We start from the raw sequence: 17,227 nt of genomic DNA, 5'->3' as shown, positions 1-17,227 counted from the left end.
AGACGAATCGCAAACTAGAACAGATTCTAATATCTGTCCAGTAGCCACCTATACCGATAAGTCGAGATATACGCCTGTAACGCCGTAGACATGCACCTATACGGCAAGTTTGTGACCCGCGAGTAACAAGCCGCGTCATCGAGAAATCAGATAACGTGTTCTTATGCGTACCACGCACGCGACGACCGCCGAGCCCTCCGGCGACATCGAGGGGGTCATCGACAGCCACCCCGCCCCCGGCGGGCACAGCGTCCGTAGTCGCAGCCAGCACCAGCGCCGCAAGCGCATCGTCCAGGCCGCGGCGGCGCTGGCCTCGCGCGGCGGGGTCGAGGCGATGCAGATGCGCACCGTGGCCGAGCGCGCGGGCGTGGCGCTCGGCACGCTCTACCGCTACTTCCCGTCCAAGATGGATCTTGTCGTGGCGGTGGTCGGCGAGGAGCTCGACCTGCTGGAGAGCAGCATCGAGCGCCGCCCGCCCGGCGCCGCCACCCCGGCGAGCCGCGCGGTCGACGTGCTGATGCGTGCGACCCGCGGGCTCATGCGCGAGCCCGAGCTGGCCGACGCGCTCATCCGTTCCCTCATCATGGCCGAGGTGCAGACGCCGTTCGGCGACCGGATGACGGGCCTGCTGCTGCGCGTCTCGGCCGACGGCCTGTCGATCGAGGACGCCACCGAGGAGCAGCTCGACCTCGCGGGGTCCCTGGCCAGCGTGTGGGTGCAGGAGCTGCTGGAGATGCTCCGCGGGCGCCGGACGTACGACCAGATCCAGCGCCGCATCGAGACCGCCGCCACCAGGCTGCTCGCCGACGTCTGAGCCGCCCGCCCCTGTTCAGGACCGGGCGGCGAATCGACCGCGCGACGGTAAAGATGTCGCCGTTATGTCAGTGGCAACGTTTATACAGGGGGTATGACCGACAAGCCGACGAACGAGGACTTCCTCCGGCAGGCTGATCCGATGCGGCGCGAGTTGCTGGCGCACTGCTACCGGATGATGGGCTCGGTGCACGACGCCGAGGACCTCGTTCAGGAGACGTACCTCCGCGCGTGGCGTGCCTACGACGGGTTCGAGGGTCGCTCCTCGCTGCGCACGTGGCTCTACCGCATCGCCACCACCACCTGCCTGACCGCGCTGGAGAGCCGCGGCAGGCGGCCGCTGCCCACGGGCCTCGGCGCTCCGAGCACGGAGGCCACCGCGCCGCTGGTGCAGGACACCGAGGTGCCGTGGCTGGAGCCCGTGCCCGACGCGCTGGCGGGCGCGGGCGCCGACGACCCCGCCTCGATCGTGACCTCACGCGAGAGCATCAGACTCGCGCTGATCGCCGCGCTGCAGCACCTGCCGCCCCGGCAGCGTGCGGTGCTGATCCTTCGTGACGTGCTCCGGTGGAAGGCGGCCGAGGTGGCCGAGGCGGTCGGCGTCTCCACCGCGGCCGTCAACAGCATCCTCCAGCGGGCCCGCGCCCAGCTCAAGGACGTGTCGCCGACCATGGACGACCCGGTCGAGCCGCTGACGCGGGAGCAGCGCGAGCAGCTCGACCGTTACGTCGCGGCGTTCGAGAACTACGACATCGACAGCCTGGTCGACCTGTTCACCGAGGACGCCGTGTGGGAGATGCCGCCGTTCGTGGGCTGGTACCAAGGGCCGCGCACGATCGCCGAGCTCGTCAAGGTGCGATGCCCGGCCGAGAAGGCGGGCGACCTGCGGATGGTGCCGATCGCGGCCAACGGCCAGCCGGGCTTCGCGCTCTACCACCTCGAAGACGGTGTGCACCGGCGGTTCGCGCTGATGGTGCTGACGCTCTCCGGGCAGGGCATCAGCCACGTCGGGATGTTCTTCGAACTGCGGCTGTTCGACACGTTCGGCCTGCCGGAGACTTTGCCGGCCGAGGCTTCCGCGACAAAGTAGAACGCGTTACTGTCGCCTCCAGAGCATCGTTCTGGAGGCGACAGTGGGCACACCTGTGATCGTCGAGGCCGTTCGCACCCCCATCGGCAAGCGGGCCGGCTGGCTGGCCGACCTCAAACCGCAACAGGTTCTGGCCACGGCGATGAACGGGCTCGTCCGACGTTCCGGCCTCGATCCGGCGGCCGTCGACCAGGTGTTCGCCGGTTGCGTGACGCAGGCGGGCGAGCAGGGCGGGCACATCGGCCGCCACGCCTGGCTCTACGCCGGGCTGCCCTACCAGACGGGCGTCACCACGGTCGACGCGCAGTGCGGGTCCTCGCAGCAGGCCGTGCACCTGGCGGCCGCCCTGATCAGCGCGGGCGTCATCGAGACCGGCGTCGGATGCGGGGTCGAGGTGATGAGCCGGGCGCCGCTGGGCAGCAACGTACGCCCCGCCAGGCCGCGCCCCGACGACTGGAACATCGACCTGCCCGACCAGTTCACCGCCGCCGAGCGGATCGCCCGGCGGCGCGGGCTGACACGCGAGAGGCTCGACTGGTTCGGGGCGCGCTCGCAGCGGCTGGCGGCCAAGGCGTGGGCCGACGGGCGGTTCGAGCGGGAGATCGTGCCCATCGGCGAGGTACGCAAGGACCAGGGGCTGCGCGAGACCACCATGGAGGGCCTGGCCGGGCTCAAGCCGGTGACGGAGGGCGCCCTGCACACTGCGGGCACCTCGTCGCAGATCTCCGACGGGGCGGCGGCCGTGCTGGTGATGAGCGAGCGGGCGGCGCGGCGGCACGGGCTGCGGCCCCGGGCGCGCATCCTGGCGCAGGCCCTCGTCGGCGCGGAACCGCACTATCACCTGGACGGGCCCGTGGACGCGACGGCGAAGGCGCTCGCCGCGGCCGGCATGACGGTCGGCGACGTCGACAGGTTCGAGGTGAACGAGGCGTTCGCGTCCGTGGTGCTGTCGTGGGCGGGCGTGCACGAGCCCGACCTGGACAGGGTCAACCCGAACGGCGGCGCGATCGCGCTCGGCCACCCGGTGGGGGCCACGGGAGCGCGGCTGATCACCACGGCCCTGCACGAGCTGGAACGCTCGGACTCGGCGACCGCGCTGGTCACGATGTGCGCGGGTGGGGCGCTGGCCACGGCGACGATCCTGGAGCGCATCGGCTGACTTCTCAGCACGATTTTCACGCAGGGCACCACGATCGGGGGCGCATGAAGACCAGACGCAGGCCGTACACCGAGCAACGTCCTCAGGACCTCGGCGGCGGGGTGTGGAGCGTGCCGGTGCCGATCCCCGGCAACCCGCTCGGCTACACGCTCGTCTACGCCGTCGAGTCGCCCCAAGGACCGGTGCTGGTCGACGCCGGGTGGAACCATCCGGAGGCGTGGGAGGCGCTCAGCGGCGGCCTGGCGACGCTCGGCATGGACGTGGCCTCGGTGCGCGGCGTGGTGGTCACCCATTTCCATCCCGACCACGCCGGGCTCGCCGGGCAGGTCAGGGAGGCGTCCGGCGCCTGGATCGCCATGCACGAGGACGACGCGGCGCTGGTCAGGCTCATGATCGGGTACGCGGGCGACGCGCAGGACACGTTCCGGTCCGACATGCTCAGGCGGGCGGGGGCCGATCCCGACGAGGCGCGCGAGGCGTCGGGCGGCCGTGCCGCGCCGCCGGCGCAGCCCGATCGCGAGTTGCGCGACGGCGACCTGGTCGACCTGCCGGGGCGCAGGCTGCGGGCCGTGCACACGCCCGGCCACACGCCCGGCCACATCTGCCTGCACCTGGAGGACGCCGACCGGCTCTTCACCGGTGACCACGTCCTTCCCGGCATCACCCCGCACGTCGGCATCTATCCCTACGACCGAGACGACGTCGATCCGCTCGGGGATTTCCTGCGATCCCTGGATCGGGTGGCCGGGTTCGGGCCGCTGGACGCGCTGCCAGCACATGAATGGACATTTCCCAATGTGGCCGCGCGGGCAGCCGAGATCCGCGACCATCACGAGGACAAGCTCCAACGGCTGCGCGCCCTCCTGGCCGAGCGGCCGGAGCCGCTGACCATCTGGGAGGTCGCCGCGATGATGACCTGGAACAGGCCATGGGACGAGCTGTCCCCCATGCTGAGAGGCATGGCCGCCGGAGAGGCCGCGGCCCACCTGCGCACCCTGGAGGTGCAGGGCCACGTACGCCGCCACGCCGGTGTCGAGCCGGTCCGCTTCCAGGCTCTAGACTCCTAGACATCCGATGTCCAGGGAGAAAAGCGTGGCGGTCACCGACGCGGCCATCGACAAGATCAAGCAGATGATCGTCTCCGGCGAGCTGGCGCCGGGCGACCGGCTGCCCAAGGAGGCCGACCTCGCCGAACGGCTCGGACTGTCCCGCAACTCGCTGCGTGAGGCCGTGCGCGCGCTGTCGCTGATCAACGTGCTCGACGTACGCCAGGGCGACGGCACCTACGTCACCAGCCTGGAGCCGCGCCTGCTGCTCGACACCATGTCGTTCGTGCTCGACCTGCACCGCGACGACACGGTGCTGCAGTTCTTCGAGGTCCGCCGCATCCTTGAGCCCGCCGCCACGGCGATGGCGACCGAGCTGATGACCGACCAGGACATCGCCGAGCTGCGCGAGATCCTCGAGGCGCTCCCTGCCGAGCCCACGGTCGAGGAACTGGTGGCCAACGACCTGACCTTCCACCAGCGCATCGCCCGGGGGTCGGGCAACAGCGTGCTCTGCTCGTTCATCGAGAGCCTGTCAGGTCCGACCACTCGGGCGCGGATCTGGCGCGGCCTCACCCAGGAGGGCGCGATGGAGAAGACCAGGGAGCAGCACACCGCGATCTACGAGGCCATCGCCGCCCGCCGGCCCGACGTCGCCCGCTCCTGGGCCACCGTGCACGTGGCCGGGGTCGAGTCGTGGCTGCGCCGGGCACTGGAGCTCGGCTGATCACCAGGGACGGCCCTCCAGCGCTAGGAGAGCCGCGCCCTCAGCAGGTTGAAGGACACCGGCGGCAGCACCGCCGTGAGCCGGTCACGGTCGATCTTCGCTCCGTCGGCGGCCCGAGGCTCCACGCGGCGCGGCTCGCTCTCGGTGTTGCGCGCCCCGGTGTCGTCGTCGGCGACCGTGACGTGCGAGAGGTCCGTCGCCCGCGGCAGGCCGCGCAGATCGATCTCCACCGGCAGCGGCCGGTCGCCGCGGTTGACCGCGAAGACGGCCAGCCGGTCGTCGTCCAGCGTCGCCGCGGTGGCCAGCACGGGCACCTCGCCGTAGCGCTCGGTCGGCATGGCGGGCGCCGTGGCCTGCACGCGCAGGATGCGCCCGCGGGCGTGGGCGGCGGTGAGCGCGAACGGGTGGAAGATCGTCTGCCGCCAGGCGGGGCCACCCGGCTCGGTGCGGATGGGGGCGATCACGTTGGCGAGCTGGGCCTGGCAGGCGATGCCGACCCGGTCGGCGTGGTTGAGCAGGGTGATGAGCAGGCTGCCGACGACGGCCGCGCCGGCGACGTCGTACTCCTCCTCGATGATGCGCGGCGCGTGCTCCCAGTCCAGGCTGTTCTCGCCGCCGAACAGGCTCTGCGACCAGACGTTCCACTCGTCGAAGGAGACCTTGAGCCGCTTGCCGCTGCCGAGCTTGGCGGCCACGTGGTCGGCCGTGGCGATCACGCCCTCGATCTGCTGCTCCATCTCCACGGCCGAGGCCAGGAAGTCGGCCCGGCCGCCTCCCACCGGGTCGTAGTAGGAGTGCGCGGAGATGTAGTCGACCTGGTCGTAGCAGTGCTCCAGAACCGTGGCCTCCCACGAGCCGAACGTCGGGATGCGCATGTTGGAGCTGCCGCAGGCGATCAGTTCCAGGCCGGGGTCCACCCGGCGCATGGCCTTGGCCGCCTCGTACGCGAGCCTGCCGTACTCGTCGGCCGTCTTGCCGCCGATCTGCCAGGGCCCGTCCATCTCGTTGCCCAGGCACCACACCCTGATGCCGTACGGCTCCGGCACGCCGTGCTTGATCCGCAGGTCGGACCAGCGGGTGCCGCCGGGGAAGTTGGCGTACTCGACGAGGTCGCGAGCCTCCTTGACGCCCCTGGTGCCCAGGTTGACGGCCATCACCGGCTCGGCGTCCACCTCGCGCAGCCAGGTCATGAACTCGTCGAGCCCGAAGGCGTTCGTCTCGATCTGCTTCCAGGCCAGGTCGAGCCGCGTGGGCCGCTCGGACGCGGGTCCGACGCCGTCCTCCCATTCGTAGTTGGAGACGAAGTTGCCCCCCGGGTAGCGCACGGTGGTGACGCCCATCTCCCTGGTCAGCTCGATGACGTCGCGGCGCAGCCCGTCCTCCCCCGCCCGCGGGTGTCCGGGCTCGAACACGCCCGTGTACACGCACCGCCCCATGTGCTCGACGAACGAGCCGAACAGTCGCTTCCCTACCGGGCCGACCTCGAACGCCGGGTCCAGGGTGAGCTTGGCGGAATCCATGGGCACGTCCTCCTTCGTCAGGGCTCTGCTCATCTATACATCGTTGTATTCAACGTTGTACACAGGGTTTTACACTTTCCGTCATGGAGAAACCGCGCGTCGGTCTCAAGGACGTGGCCAGGCTGGCCGGAGTATCGGTGAAGACCGTCTCGAACGTCGTCAACGGCTACGTACACGTCACGTCGGCCACCAGGAGCCGGGTCGAGGCGGCCATCAAGGAGCTCAACTACCGCCCCAACCTGTCGGCCAGGAACCTGCGGCAGGGCCGCACCGGGATCATCGCCCTGGCCGTGCCCGAACTGGACATCCCTTACTTCGCGGAGCTGGCCAGGCTCGTGGTGAGCGCGGCGGAGGAACGCGGGCTGACCGTGCTGATCGACCAGACAGGCGCGTCGCGCGAGCGCGAGCAACTCGTCGCCGAGGGGTTCCGCGCCCACCTGATCGACGGACTGATCTTCAGCCCGCTCGCGCTGACGCCCGAGGACCTGGCCGCCCGCATGGACGACACACCCATGGTGCTGCTCGGCGAGCGCGTCTACGACGGGCCTGCCGACCACGTCGTGGTGGACAACGTGGCGGCGGCCAAGGAGGCCACCCTCCACCTGGCCGCGACCGGCCGGCGGCGCATCGCGGCGATCGGCGCCCAGGACGACGTCGCGGCGGAGACGTCACGGCTGCGGCTGGCCGGCTATTTCGAGGCGCTGGCCGAGGTCGGCCTGCCCGCCGACGACCGGCTCGTGCAGCACGTCGACACCTACCACCGCGCCGACGGCGCCCGCGCGATGGCCCGGCTGCTCGACTGTGGCCAGGCGCCGGACGCGGTCTTCTGCTTCAACGACCTGCTCGCCCTCGGCGCCCTGCGCACGCTGCTGGAGCGCGGCCACGACGTGCCCGGCGACGTGGCGCTGGCGGGCTTCGACGACATCGAGGACGGCAGGTACGCCACCCCCACCCTCACCACGATCTCCCCCGACAAGCAGGCGATCGCCCGCCAGGCCGTCGATCAGCTGGCCGCCCGCATGGCCAAGGGCTCGCAGGCCGAGGCACGCGAGATCCGGGTGCCGTACGAGCTGATGATCAGAGAGAGCACCGGCGGGTAGGAGCCTGGTGTGTCCGACAAACTTGCGCGATACCGGAGCAAGCGCGACGACCGACGCACCCCTGAACCCGTCCCCGCCGAACCCCCGGCCCCAGGAGACGACCGGGCGTTCGTCATCCAGGAGCACCACGCGCGGTCGCTGCACTGGGACCTGCGGCTCGAACGCGACGGCGTGCTCGTCTCCTGGGCCGTGCCCAAGGGACTGCCCGCCGACCCCGCCACCAACCACCTGGCCGTGCACACCGAGGACCACCCGCTGGAATACCTCACCTTCCACGGCGAGATCCCCAAGGGCGAGTACGGCGGCGGCACCATGACCATCTGGGACACCGGCACGTACGACACCGAGAAGTGGTCGGAGCGCGAGGTCAAGGTCGTCCTGCACGGCACGCGGGCCTCCGGCCGGTTCGTGTTGTTCCGTACGCGGGGCAAGAACTGGATGATCCACCGCATGGATCCCCCGGTCCGCGACCCGTTCCCCGACGTCGAGCCCATGCTGCCCGCCGAACGCGCCAGGCCGCCGCGCGACGCCTCCGCCTACGCCTTCGAGTTCGCCTGGGGAGGCCGGCGGCTGCTGGTGCCCGTCGAGGGCGGCCGCACCACTGCGTCCCGCGAGCACCCGTGGCTGCGAGGGCTGGCGGAGTCGTTCGGCAGCCGTACGGCGCTGCTCGACGGCGAGCTCGTCACCCTGGGAGGCGCCGAGATCCTCGTCTTCTACGACCTCCTCTACGACGACGGGCGGTCCCTGGTGGACCAGCCCTACACGGACCGCAGGGCCGCGCTGGAGGCGCTCGACCTCGCCGGCCCCCACTGGCAGACCGCGCCGTCCTGGCCGGGCGAGGCGGGCCCGGTGCGGCAGGCGGCCCGCGAGCAGGAGCTGCCGGGAGTGGTGGCCAAGCGCCTGGACGCGCCGTACGAGCCGGGACCGTCGAAGTCCTGGCTGTTCATCCCCTCCTGACCACCCGAGCCTTCGGCGCCCGGATGCGGGCGATCGATGCGAGCGCCCTGTGGGAGGGAGGCCGGATGAGCGGCCGCGGTCAGGCCGGCAGCAGCCCTTCCGCCGCGAGCTCCTCCCAGAGCGAGCCGGGAACCGGCCGGGACCACAGGGCGGCGTTCGTACGGACCTCCTCCGGAGCTCGGGCGCCCACCACGATCGACGCGACGGCGGGGTGGCGCAGCGGGAAGGCCATGGCCGCCTGGGGCAGGGTGACGCCGTGACGCTCGCAGACGGCGGCGATGCGACTGGCATGCGCCACCAGCTCGGCCGGCGCCGGCCGGTAGTCATAGGTGCCCGCCGGCTCGTGGGTCGCGAGGAGGCCGCTGTTGAACACCCCGGCCGCCAGCACCCTGACGCCGCGCTGCGCGCACTCCCCCAGCAGCGGCAGGCCCGACTGGTCGAGCAGGGTGTAGCGGCCCGCGAGCATGACGACGTCGACGCCGCTCTCCCGGACGAAGCGCAACGGCGCCTGCCACTGGTTCATCCCGACGCCGATGGCCTTCACCACACCCTGGTCGCGCAGTTCGGCCAGCGCCGGGTACGCCTGCGTGATCGCCTGGTCGACGTGGTCGTCCGGGTCGTGAATGAGCACGATGTCGACGGACGGCAGCCCGAGGCGGTCAAGCGACTCCTCCAGCGACCTGCGTACGCCGTCGCCGGAGAAGTCCCACACCCGCTCGATCGCGGCCGGTACGTCGAAGCCCTCGCCGTCACGCTCTCTCCCCGGCCGCGCGGGCACCAGCAGGCGGCCGACCTTCGTGGACAGGACGTAGCCCGAGCGGCCGGCCAGCGCCGCGCCCAGACGCCGCTCCGACAGGCCGAGCCCGTAGTGGGGGGCGGTGTCGAACAGCCGCACACCCGCGTCCCACGCGGCGTCCACCGTGGCGCGGGCCTGTTCCTCCGCGACCGACTCGAACAGGTTGCCCAGGGGCGCCCCGCCGAACCCGTGGCGCGGCAGCTCCATTGAGTTCAATCTTGTGCCTTTCCGCCCGCGATTCTGCTGATCATCAGCGCGATGAGGATGATCGCGCCGTAGATGACAGGCTGCCAGAAGCCCGACACGCCGATCAGCGTCAGGATGTTCTGCACCAGGCCGATCACCAGCACGCCCGTGAGCGCGCCCAGGATGGTGCCCTTGCCCCCGTCCATGCTGACGCCGCCGATGACGGCCGCCGCGAACACCATGAAGATCCACCCGACGCCCTGGTTGTTGCCGATCGCCCCGAGGCGTCCCGTCTCCAGAATCCCGGCCAGCGCCGCCAGCGTGCCGCCCAGGATGAACACGGCCCAGAGCACCCGGTCGACGCGGATGCCGGCCGCGCGGGCCGCGTCGGCGTTGCCGCCGATGGCGTAGAGCGCGCGGCCGGCCCTGAGGTATCCGAGGGCGAAGACGCCGGCGGCGAACAGCGCCCCGGCGATCCAGACGGCCGCCGGAAGGCCCAGCCACGACACGCTGCCGAGATAGAGGATCGATTCGGGCAGCTGGAACAACGTCTTGCCCTCCGTCGGCCCCTGCAGGAAACCGTGCACCACGATCAGCATGGCCAGCGTGACGATGAACGCCGACAGCTGGAACCTGATGATGAGGAGACCGTTGATCGCCCCGATCGCGGCCCCGACCAGCAGCGCCAGCGGGATCACGAGCGGGCCGGGCAGCCCGGTGCCGAACCCGCCCGCCGACACCGGGATGATCAGCATCACGGCGATCGCGGGCGCGGTGCCGACCGTCGACTCCAGCGACAGGTCGAACTTCCCGGCGATGAGGATCATCGCCTCGGCCAGCACCAGGAGCGAGATCGCCGCCTGCTGCTGGAGCACGTTGGTCAGGTTGCCCGCCGTCAGGAAGGTCGGGTCGAGGAAGGCGCCCACGACGAGCAGCAGCACGATCACCGGCACGAGCGTCAGGTCGCGGAACCGGGCCGGCCGCACCCGGAGGACCGGCGCAGTTGAACTGGTCACTCTTCCATGCCCTCCATCACGGCCACGAGCTCGTGGTCCGTCCAGCCACGCGGCAAGTCCTTGACGACCCTGCCGTGGAACATCACCAGCACCCTGTCGCAGATGCGCAGGTCATCGAGCTCGTCGGAGACCACCACGGCCCCCGCGCCCCGCTCGACGGCGTCCTCGACGGCGCCGAGCAGCGCCTGCTTGGCCTTGACGTCGACGCCGGCGGTCGGGTTGATCACCACCAGCACGTCCGGGTCGTCCACGAGCGCCCGCGCGAACACCACCTTCTGGGCGTTGCCCCCGGACAGGTCACCGACCGGCTGGTCGGCTCCTTCCGTCTTGATGTCCAGGCTCTCGATCAGCTCCTCGGCCTTCGCCCGGCGGCGCGACGGCGACACCAGGCCGTACCGTCCCAGCTTGCGGGCGATCGGGAACGTGGCGTTCTCCCCCACCGACAACCGCGGGACGAAGCCCTCGCGGTGGCGGTCCTGCGGCACCCAGCCGAGCCCTGCCCGCAGCGCGGCGGGCACGTCTCCCGGCCGGAGCCGCCTGCCGTTGACCGTGACCGTGCCGGAGTCGGCCCTGTGCAGCCCGACCAGCGTCTCGGCCAGGCCGACCTTGCCGCTGCTCGCGGAGCCCGCCAGGCCGACGACCTCGCCGGATCTGACCGTGAGGTCGACGTCCTGGTAGCGGCCGGCGAGCGACAGCCGCTCGCCCGACAACACCACCGTGCCGCCGGGCGTGCGCGAGCGGGACGTGTAGGCCACCGTGGCCTCCCCCGTCATCGCGGCGACCAGCTCGTCGTGCGGGAGATCCGCGACCGGGCTGGTCACGATGTGGCGGGCGTCGCGGAACACCGTGACGCTCTGGCAGATCTCGTAAACCTCGTCGAGGTGGTGGGAGATGTACAACATCGTGACGCCCTGCTCGCGCAGCGAGCGCATGCGGGCGAACAGCCGCTCGATGGCCGGGCCGTCCAGCCGCGCGGTCGGCTCGTCGAGGATGATGAACCTGGCCCCGAACGACAACGCGCGGGCGATCTCGACGAGCTGGCGCTGCTCCACGGTGAGCTCGCCGGCCAGGGCCTGCGCGTCCACGTCCACCTCGTACGTGTCCAGCAGCTCGCGCGCCCTGTCCCGCAGCGCCCGCCACCTGATCAGGCCGCCCCTGCCCGGCTGGCGGTTGAGGAAGAGGTTCTCGGCGACCGACAGCCCCGGGATGATCGTCGAGTGCTGGTAGACGCAGGCGACACGCTGCCGCCAGGCGTCACGGTCGGCGATGGGCGGTGCCGGCTCGCCCGAGAACAGCACCTCGCCCTGGTCGGGCCGCAGGAGCCCGGTGAGGATCGACACGAGGGTGGACTTGCCGGCGCCGTTCCTGCCGACGAGCGCGCGGGTCTCGCCCTCGGCGATCTCGATGCCCGCGCGGTCGAGCGCGGTGGTGGGGCCGAACCGCTTGACGACGTTCCGGGCTTCGACGTGATGGTTCATCAGCCGGCCTGGTTGCCCCAGAGACTCTTGTCGTCCACGTTGTCCTTGGTCACGAGCGGCGCGGGAAGCTGGTCCTCCAGGCCGTTCGGGAGCTGGATGATCGTGCTGCCGTGGTCGGTCGGGCCAGGCTTGAACGTCTTGCCGTCCGCCGCCGCCTTGGCGTAGAAGAGCGCGTACTTGGCGTACAGGTCCGCGGGCTGCGAGACGGTGGCGTCGATGTCGCCCTTGCGGATCGCGGCGTACTCCTGCGGGATGCCGTCATTGGAGACCACGAAGATGTGCTTCGGGTCGCCCGGCGGCACGAGCAGCCCCTTCTGCTTGAGCACCTGCAACGTCGGGGCCAGGTGCACACCTCCGGCGTGCATGTAGATCCCCTTGATGTCGGGGTTCTGCTCCAGGCGGGTCTGCAACATGGACGCCGCCTTGCTTCCCTCCCACTCGGTCGGCTCGCTGAAGACCGTGATGCCGGGGAACTTCGTCTTCATGCACTCCAGGAACGCCTCCGACCTGTCACGGCCGTTGATCGAGCTGAGCGCGCCCTGGAGCTGCACGACCTTGCCCTTGCCGCCGAGCTTCTCACCCAGGAACTCGCACGCCTTGGTGCCGTACGCGCGGTTGTCGGCGCGTACGACCATGTAGACCTTGCCCTTGTCCGGCCGGGTGTCGACGGTCACGACCGGGATCTTCTTGTTCTCCAGTTGCTGGAGCGTGTTGGCGACGGCGCCGGTGTCCTGCGGGGCCATGACGATCACCTTGGCCCCCTGCCCGATCAGCGCCTGCACGTTGTTGACCAGCTTCGCCACATCGTTCTGCGAGTTGGTGGCGGGCATGAGGTCGACCTTGAGCTCGCCGGCCATCCGCGGAACGTACTTGATGTAGGAGTTCCAGAAGTCGGAGTCGGCGCGCGGGTGGTCGATGCCGATCCTGGTGCCGCCGTCGCCTCCTCCCGCCGTGCCTGGGCCACAGGCGGTGACGACCGCCAGGAGGGCCGCCGCCGCGACCGCCGATCCGAGCTTCATGGGGGTGTCACCTTCCTTGGTCAGTTGGGTCTGAGCCGCAACCCCTGCATCCCGCCGTCGACCGCGAGCACGGTGCCGGTGGTGGCGCTCGCCTCCGGGCCGGCGAGGTAGGCGATCGCCGCGGCGACCTCCTCCGGGCTGACCAGGCGGCCCATCGGCTGCCTGGCGCTCAGCGCCGCCCGCTCCGCCTCAGGGTCGTCGGCCACGTCGAGCAGCTTGGCGACCCACGGTGTGTCGGCGGTGCCCGGGTTGACGCAGTTGACCCGGATGCCCTCGCGGATGTGGTCGGCGGCCATGGCGAGCGTGAGCGACTGCACCGCGCCTTTGGTCGCGCTGTAGAGCGCCCGGTTCGGCAACCCCGCGGTGGCCGCGACCGAGCAGACGTTGACGATGGCGGCGTGCTCCGACCTCCTAAGATACGGCAACGCCGCCCGCGCCACCCGGACCATGCCCAGCACGTTGACGTCATACACCCTGTGCCATTCGGCGTCCGGGTTGTCCTCGATGGTCCCTTGGGCGCCGATGCCCGCGTTGTTGACCACCACGTCGATTCCGCCCAGGCGCTCGCCGGCCTCCGCCACCGCGGCCCTGACCCCCGCGTCGTCGGTGACGTCCGCCTTGATCCCGAGGTACGGCTCGCCCGGCGGGTTGAGGTCGAGGCAGGCGACCTTCATCCCCCGCCCGGTCAGCTCGGCGGCCGTGGCCAGGCCGATGCCGGAGCCGCCGCCGGTGACGATCGCTTTCAGGCCCACGCGTTCCTCCAGACCTCGCCGCCGGGGAAGGTGTGGGCGGCGATCGACGCTGCGTGCATCTGCGCGCTGAAGCCCGGCGCGGAGGGAGCGACGTACCGGCCGTTCCTGATGACGACCGGGTCGGCGAAGTGCTCGTGCAGGTGGTCGACGTACTCGATCACGCGGCCCTCCATGGAGCCGGTGACGGCCACGTAGTCGAACATCGACAGGTGCTGCACCAGCTCGCACAGCCCGACACCGCCCGCGTGCGGGCACACCGGGACGCCGAACTTCGCCGCGAGCAGCAGGATCGCGAGGTTCTCGTTGACCCCGCCGACGCGGGCCGCGTCGATCTGCACGTAGGAGACGGCCTCGGCCTGCAGCAGCTGCTTGAACACGATGCGGTTCTGTACGTGCTCGCCGGTCGCCACCGGGACCGGCGCGATGCCCCGCGCGATGGCGGCGTGGCCGAGCACGTCGTCGGGGCTGGTCGGTTCCTCCACCCAGTGCGGGTCGAACTCCCGCAGCGCGTTGATCCACTCGATGCCGGAGCCGACGTCCCAGCGCTGGTTGGCGTCGATCGCGATCGGGTAGCCGGCCCCGCACACCTCGCGGGCCACCCTGAAGCGGCGCCGGTCGTCGTCGAGGTCGGCGCCGACCTTCAGCTTGATCTGCCCGAAGCCCTGGTCGATGGCCTCCTTGCAGAGCCTGCGCAACTTCTCGTCGTCGTAGCCGAGCCAGCCGGGCGAGGTGGTGTAGGCGGGGTAGCCGGTCTCGACCAGGTGGCTGATGCGCTCAGCCTTCCCCTTTTCCGCCTTTTTCAGGATTTCGAGGGCTTCGTCCTGGGTCAGCGCGTCGCTCAGGTAACGGAAGTCGATGAGGCCGACGATCTCCTCGGGCGGCATCTCCGCCAGCAGCCGCCAGAGGGGCTTGCCCGCCCGCTTGGCCTTGAGGTCCCACAGCGCGTTGACCACGGCGGAGATCGCCATGTGCATGACGCCCTTCTCCGGCCCCAGCCACCGCAGCTGCGAGTCGTTGACCAGGTCGCGGTAGAGCGTGCCGAGGTCCTCGACGTCCTTGCCGACGACGTACGGCTCCAGCGCGGTGATGGCCGCGGTCTGGATGTCGTTGCCACGCCCGATCGTGAACGCGAACCCGTGTCCCTCGCACCCGTCGTCGGTCGTGAGCACGACGTAGGCGGCGGAGTAGTCGGGGTCGGGGTTCATCGCGTCGGAGCCGTCGAGCTCGCGCGAGGTCGGGAAGCGTACGTCGTGCGTCGTCATCCCGGTGATGCGGTAGCCGCTCATGCCTGCCCCACCGTCTGGCGCTGCCGGCCCAGCCCTTCGATCTCCAGCTCCATCACGTCGCCGGCCCGGAGGTAGGGCTGCCCCGGCATGCCCATCGCCACCCCGGCGGGCGTCCCGGTGTTGATCACGTCGCCCGGCTCCAGAACCATGAACTGGCTCAGGTAACGCACCACCTCGGCCACATCGAAGATCATGTTCTTGGTGTCGCCGTCCTGGCGCAGCTCGCCGTTCACCCAGAGACGCAGGGGCAGCCGCTGCGGGTCGCCCACCTCGTCGGCCGTCACCAGCCACGGACCGAACGGGTTGAACGTCTCGCACGACTTGCCCTTGTCCCACTGGCCGCCGCGCTCGAGCTGGAACTCACGCTCGGAGACGTCGTTGGAGATCGCGTAACCGGCGATCACCCCCCGGGCCTCCTCCGCGCTGCCCAGGTAGCGGGCCTCCTGGCCGATGACGATGGCCAGCTCCACCTCCCAGTCGGTCTTGACGCTCCCACGCGGGATCAGCACCTCGTCATGCGGACCGACCATGGTGCTGGACGCCTTCATGAACACGACCGGCTCGGCCGGCGCCTCGGCACCGGACTCGGCGGCGTGGTCGCTGTAGTTCAGCCCGATGCAGACGATCTTGCCGGGGCGCGCGAGAGGGGCGCCGATCCGCAGCCCCTCGGCGTCGACGACGGGCAGATCGCCGCGTTCGAGCGCCTCGCGGACGCGCGCCACTCCCCCGGAGGCGAGGAAAGCTCCGTCGATCTCGGGCTCCCCGATGTCGCGCAGCTTCCCGGCGTCATCCAGCACCACCGGCCGCTCCTGGCCGGCAGGTCCTACTCGCAGCAGCTTCACACCGCATCCTTCATCTATACATCGGATGTCTCAGCTCTGATGCTCGTGCGAGCGGGCTGAGCGTGTCAAGGGCGACAACCCGGACATGTCCTGATACGTGACTCACAGAAGAGTGCCGGGCAGGGCCGTGGGCGGTGAATTGGGTGAGCGCTCCGATGGCTACGTTCACATAGCCAGATTTTCCCCACCCCAAACATCGGAGGTGAAACGTGCACCCCAGAGGGCAGGCGCCACAGCAACCGCAAAGGGCCTGCCAGGAACGATCTAAGCGTGTCGACCACGAGGCTCCTTGACGGCCGTACAGCGGCGTAATAGAACACGTTGCAGTAGTGCGTAACCGAGCGCTTGATCAAGAGGGTGATCCGGGTGCACATCGACCTCGTCGACCGGGACGTCTACGCGACCACCGGACCTCCGCACGACCAGCTGGCCTGGCTGCGCGCGAACTCGCCGATCCACTGGCACGACGGGGATCCCGGCTTCTGGGCCGTCACCACGTACGACGAGGTCGTCCACGTCTCGCGGCACTCCGATCTCTTCTCCTCCTACCGGCGGCTGGCCCTGTTCGACGAGATGGCCGACGACCAGGTCGCCCTCCAGCGGCACATGATGCTCAACCAGGACCCGCCCGAGCACACGAGACGGCGCTCCCTGGTCAACCGGGGCTTCACCCCACGCACGATCGGAGCCCTCGAACAGCACATCCGCGACATCTGCGACGACCTGCTCGACAAGTGCTCAGGCGAGGTGGACTTCGTCACCGAGATCGCCGCGCCCCTGCCCCTCTACGTGATCTGCGAGCTGCTCGGCGTGCCCGTGACCGACCGCGACAAGCTCTTCAACTGGTCGAACCGCATGATCGGCGCCCAGGACCCCGACTACGCCGACTCCCCCGAAGAGGGTTCGGCCGCCGCCATGGAGGTCTACGCCTACGCCAACCAGCTCGCGGCGCAACGCCGGGCCAATCCCAGGAACGACATCGTCACCAAGCTCATCCAGCCCGACGAGCAGGGCGAGACGCTCGACGAGAACGAGTTCGACCTGTTCGTCCTCCTCCTCGTCGTGGCCGGCAACGAGACCACCCGCAACGCCGCCTCCGGCGGCATGCTCGCCCTCTTCGACCACCCCGGCCAGTGGGACCGCCTCGTGGCCGACCCCACCCTCGCCGGGACGGCCGCCGACGAGATCGTCCGCTGGGTCTCCCCCGTCAACCTCTTCCGCCGCACCTCCACGACCGACCAGGTGCTGGGCGGGCAGCAGATCAAGGCCGACGACAAGGTCGTGGTCTTCTACTCCTCCGCCAACCGCGACACCACGGTCTTCCCCGACGCCGACGTCTTCGACATCGGCCGCGACCCGAACCCCCATATCGGCTTCGGAGGCGGCGGGGCGCACTTCTGCCTCGGCAACCACCTGGCCAAACTGGAACTCCGCATCCTC

At 70.3% G+C, this 17,227-nt stretch carries 16 protein-coding genes; 8 read left to right on the top strand and 8 right to left on the bottom strand.

What is annotated here, in order from left to right:
• The first annotated feature begins 163 nt into the window (after positions 1-163).
• The 5 genes from E1267_RS20130 (at position 164) to E1267_RS20110 (ending at position 4,835) form a co-directional block, all read left to right on the top strand.
• Positions 164-814 (top strand): TetR family transcriptional regulator, encoded by a 651-nt coding sequence (locus E1267_RS20130; RefSeq protein ID WP_132334129.1) that lies wholly within the window; start codon positions 164-166, stop codon positions 812-814.
• A 93-nt stretch (positions 815-907) separates the two neighbouring features.
• Positions 908-1,903 carry a sigma-70 family RNA polymerase sigma factor gene (locus tag E1267_RS20125; protein ID WP_132334128.1) on the top strand — a complete coding sequence of 332 codons (996 nt, stop codon included), beginning with the start codon at positions 908-910 and terminating at the stop codon, positions 1,901-1,903.
• A gap of 43 nt (positions 1,904-1,946) precedes the next feature.
• The gene (locus E1267_RS20120) at positions 1,947-3,062 is read left to right on the top strand and encodes a steroid 3-ketoacyl-CoA thiolase (RefSeq protein ID WP_132334127.1); all 1,116 of its coding nucleotides are present in this window, start codon (positions 1,947-1,949) and stop codon (positions 3,060-3,062) included.
• 44 nt (positions 3,063-3,106) lie between these two features.
• Positions 3,107-4,129 (top strand): MBL fold metallo-hydrolase, encoded by a 1,023-nt coding sequence (locus E1267_RS20115; protein WP_132334126.1) that lies wholly within the window; start codon positions 3,107-3,109, stop codon positions 4,127-4,129.
• A 25-nt stretch (positions 4,130-4,154) separates the two neighbouring features.
• A complete protein-coding gene (locus E1267_RS20110; RefSeq protein WP_132334125.1) occupies positions 4,155-4,835 on the top strand; it encodes a FadR/GntR family transcriptional regulator in 681 nt (226 codons plus the stop codon).
• Between the two features lie 23 nt (positions 4,836-4,858).
• On the opposite strand, the gene arfA is transcribed toward E1267_RS20110, so the two are convergent.
• Positions 4,859-6,355, bottom strand: a complete 1,497-nt coding sequence (arfA, locus tag E1267_RS20105) for an arabinosylfuranosidase ArfA (RefSeq protein WP_132334147.1) — start codon at positions 6,353-6,355, stop codon at positions 4,859-4,861.
• An 83-nt stretch (positions 6,356-6,438) separates the two neighbouring features.
• Between arfA and E1267_RS20100 the strand changes: the two genes are divergently transcribed.
• A complete protein-coding gene (locus E1267_RS20100; protein ID WP_132334124.1) occupies positions 6,439-7,455 on the top strand; it encodes a LacI family DNA-binding transcriptional regulator in 1,017 nt (338 codons plus the stop codon).
• Positions 7,456-7,464: 9 nt separating this feature from the next.
• Positions 7,465-8,412: a DNA polymerase ligase N-terminal domain-containing protein gene (locus E1267_RS20095; RefSeq protein WP_132334123.1), complete on the top strand. Its 948-nt coding sequence runs from the start codon at positions 7,465-7,467 to the stop codon at positions 8,410-8,412.
• Positions 8,413-8,491: 79 nt separating this feature from the next.
• Here E1267_RS20095 and E1267_RS20090 read toward each other — a convergent pair whose 3' ends face one another.
• Genes E1267_RS20090 through E1267_RS20060 form a run of 7 tightly spaced genes read right to left on the bottom strand, consistent with a single transcriptional unit; the run spans position 8,492 to position 15,787 of the window.
• Positions 8,492-9,415 carry an aldo/keto reductase gene (locus E1267_RS20090; protein ID WP_132334122.1) on the bottom strand — a complete coding sequence of 308 codons (924 nt, stop codon included), beginning with the start codon at positions 9,413-9,415 and terminating at the stop codon, positions 8,492-8,494.
• 5 nt (positions 9,416-9,420) lie between these two features.
• Entirely contained in the window at positions 9,421-10,410 is a 990-nt protein-coding gene (locus tag E1267_RS20085) for an ABC transporter permease (RefSeq protein WP_132334121.1), read from the bottom strand.
• Positions 10,407-11,888 carry a sugar ABC transporter ATP-binding protein gene (locus E1267_RS20080; protein WP_132334120.1) on the bottom strand — a complete coding sequence of 494 codons (1,482 nt, stop codon included), beginning with the start codon at positions 11,886-11,888 and terminating at the stop codon, positions 10,407-10,409. Before E1267_RS20080 ends, E1267_RS20085 begins: the two co-directional genes overlap by 4 nt.
• Positions 11,888-12,907: a sugar ABC transporter substrate-binding protein gene (locus E1267_RS20075; protein ID WP_132334119.1), complete on the bottom strand. Its 1,020-nt coding sequence runs from the start codon at positions 12,905-12,907 to the stop codon at positions 11,888-11,890. Before E1267_RS20075 ends, E1267_RS20080 begins: the two co-directional genes overlap by 1 nt.
• A 20-nt stretch (positions 12,908-12,927) precedes the next feature.
• Complete coding sequence (locus E1267_RS20070) at positions 12,928-13,659, bottom strand: SDR family NAD(P)-dependent oxidoreductase (protein WP_246064052.1); 732 nt, start codon at positions 13,657-13,659, stop codon at positions 12,928-12,930.
• Complete coding sequence (locus tag E1267_RS20065; RefSeq protein WP_132334118.1) at positions 13,650-14,945, bottom strand: enolase C-terminal domain-like protein; 1,296 nt, start codon at positions 14,943-14,945, stop codon at positions 13,650-13,652. The genes E1267_RS20070 and E1267_RS20065 overlap by 10 nt, the downstream gene beginning before the upstream one ends.
• Entirely contained in the window at positions 14,942-15,787 is an 846-nt protein-coding gene (locus E1267_RS20060; RefSeq protein WP_132334117.1) for a fumarylacetoacetate hydrolase family protein, read from the bottom strand. The genes E1267_RS20065 and E1267_RS20060 overlap by 4 nt, the downstream gene beginning before the upstream one ends.
• 366 nt (positions 15,788-16,153) lie before the next feature.
• On the opposite strand from E1267_RS20060, the gene E1267_RS20055 reads away from it, so the two are divergent.
• Positions 16,154-17,227, top strand: a 1,074-nt coding sequence (locus E1267_RS20055; RefSeq protein ID WP_132334116.1) for a cytochrome P450, incomplete at its 3' end; no start/stop codon positions are given.

Source organism: Nonomuraea longispora (genome assembly GCF_004348345.1).
GTDB lineage: Bacteria > Actinomycetota > Actinomycetes > Streptosporangiales > Streptosporangiaceae > Nonomuraea > Nonomuraea longispora.
Note: the sequence above shows the minus strand (reverse complement) of the source record. Positions and strands in the feature narration are given on the sequence as shown.

Coding starts and splice junctions, on each gene's coding strand:
- E1267_RS20130 (WP_132334129.1), top strand. CDS start 164: ATGCGTACCACGCACGCGACGACCGCCGAGCCCTCCGGCGACATCGAG.
- E1267_RS20125 (WP_132334128.1), top strand. CDS start 908: ATGACCGACAAGCCGACGAACGAGGACTTCCTCCGGCAGGCTGATCCG.
- E1267_RS20115 (WP_132334126.1), top strand. CDS start 3,107: ATGAAGACCAGACGCAGGCCGTACACCGAGCAACGTCCTCAGGACCTC.
- arfA (WP_132334147.1), bottom strand. CDS start 6,355: ATGGATTCCGCCAAGCTCACCCTGGACCCGGCGTTCGAGGTCGGCCCG.
- E1267_RS20100 (WP_132334124.1), top strand. CDS start 6,439: ATGGAGAAACCGCGCGTCGGTCTCAAGGACGTGGCCAGGCTGGCCGGA.
- E1267_RS20090 (WP_132334122.1), bottom strand. CDS start 9,415: ATGGAGCTGCCGCGCCACGGGTTCGGCGGGGCGCCCCTGGGCAACCTG.
- E1267_RS20080 (WP_132334120.1), bottom strand. CDS start 11,888: ATGAACCATCACGTCGAAGCCCGGAACGTCGTCAAGCGGTTCGGCCCC.
- E1267_RS20075 (WP_132334119.1), bottom strand. CDS start 12,907: ATGAAGCTCGGATCGGCGGTCGCGGCGGCGGCCCTCCTGGCGGTCGTC.
- E1267_RS20065 (WP_132334118.1), bottom strand. CDS start 14,945: ATGAGCGGCTACCGCATCACCGGGATGACGACGCACGACGTACGCTTC.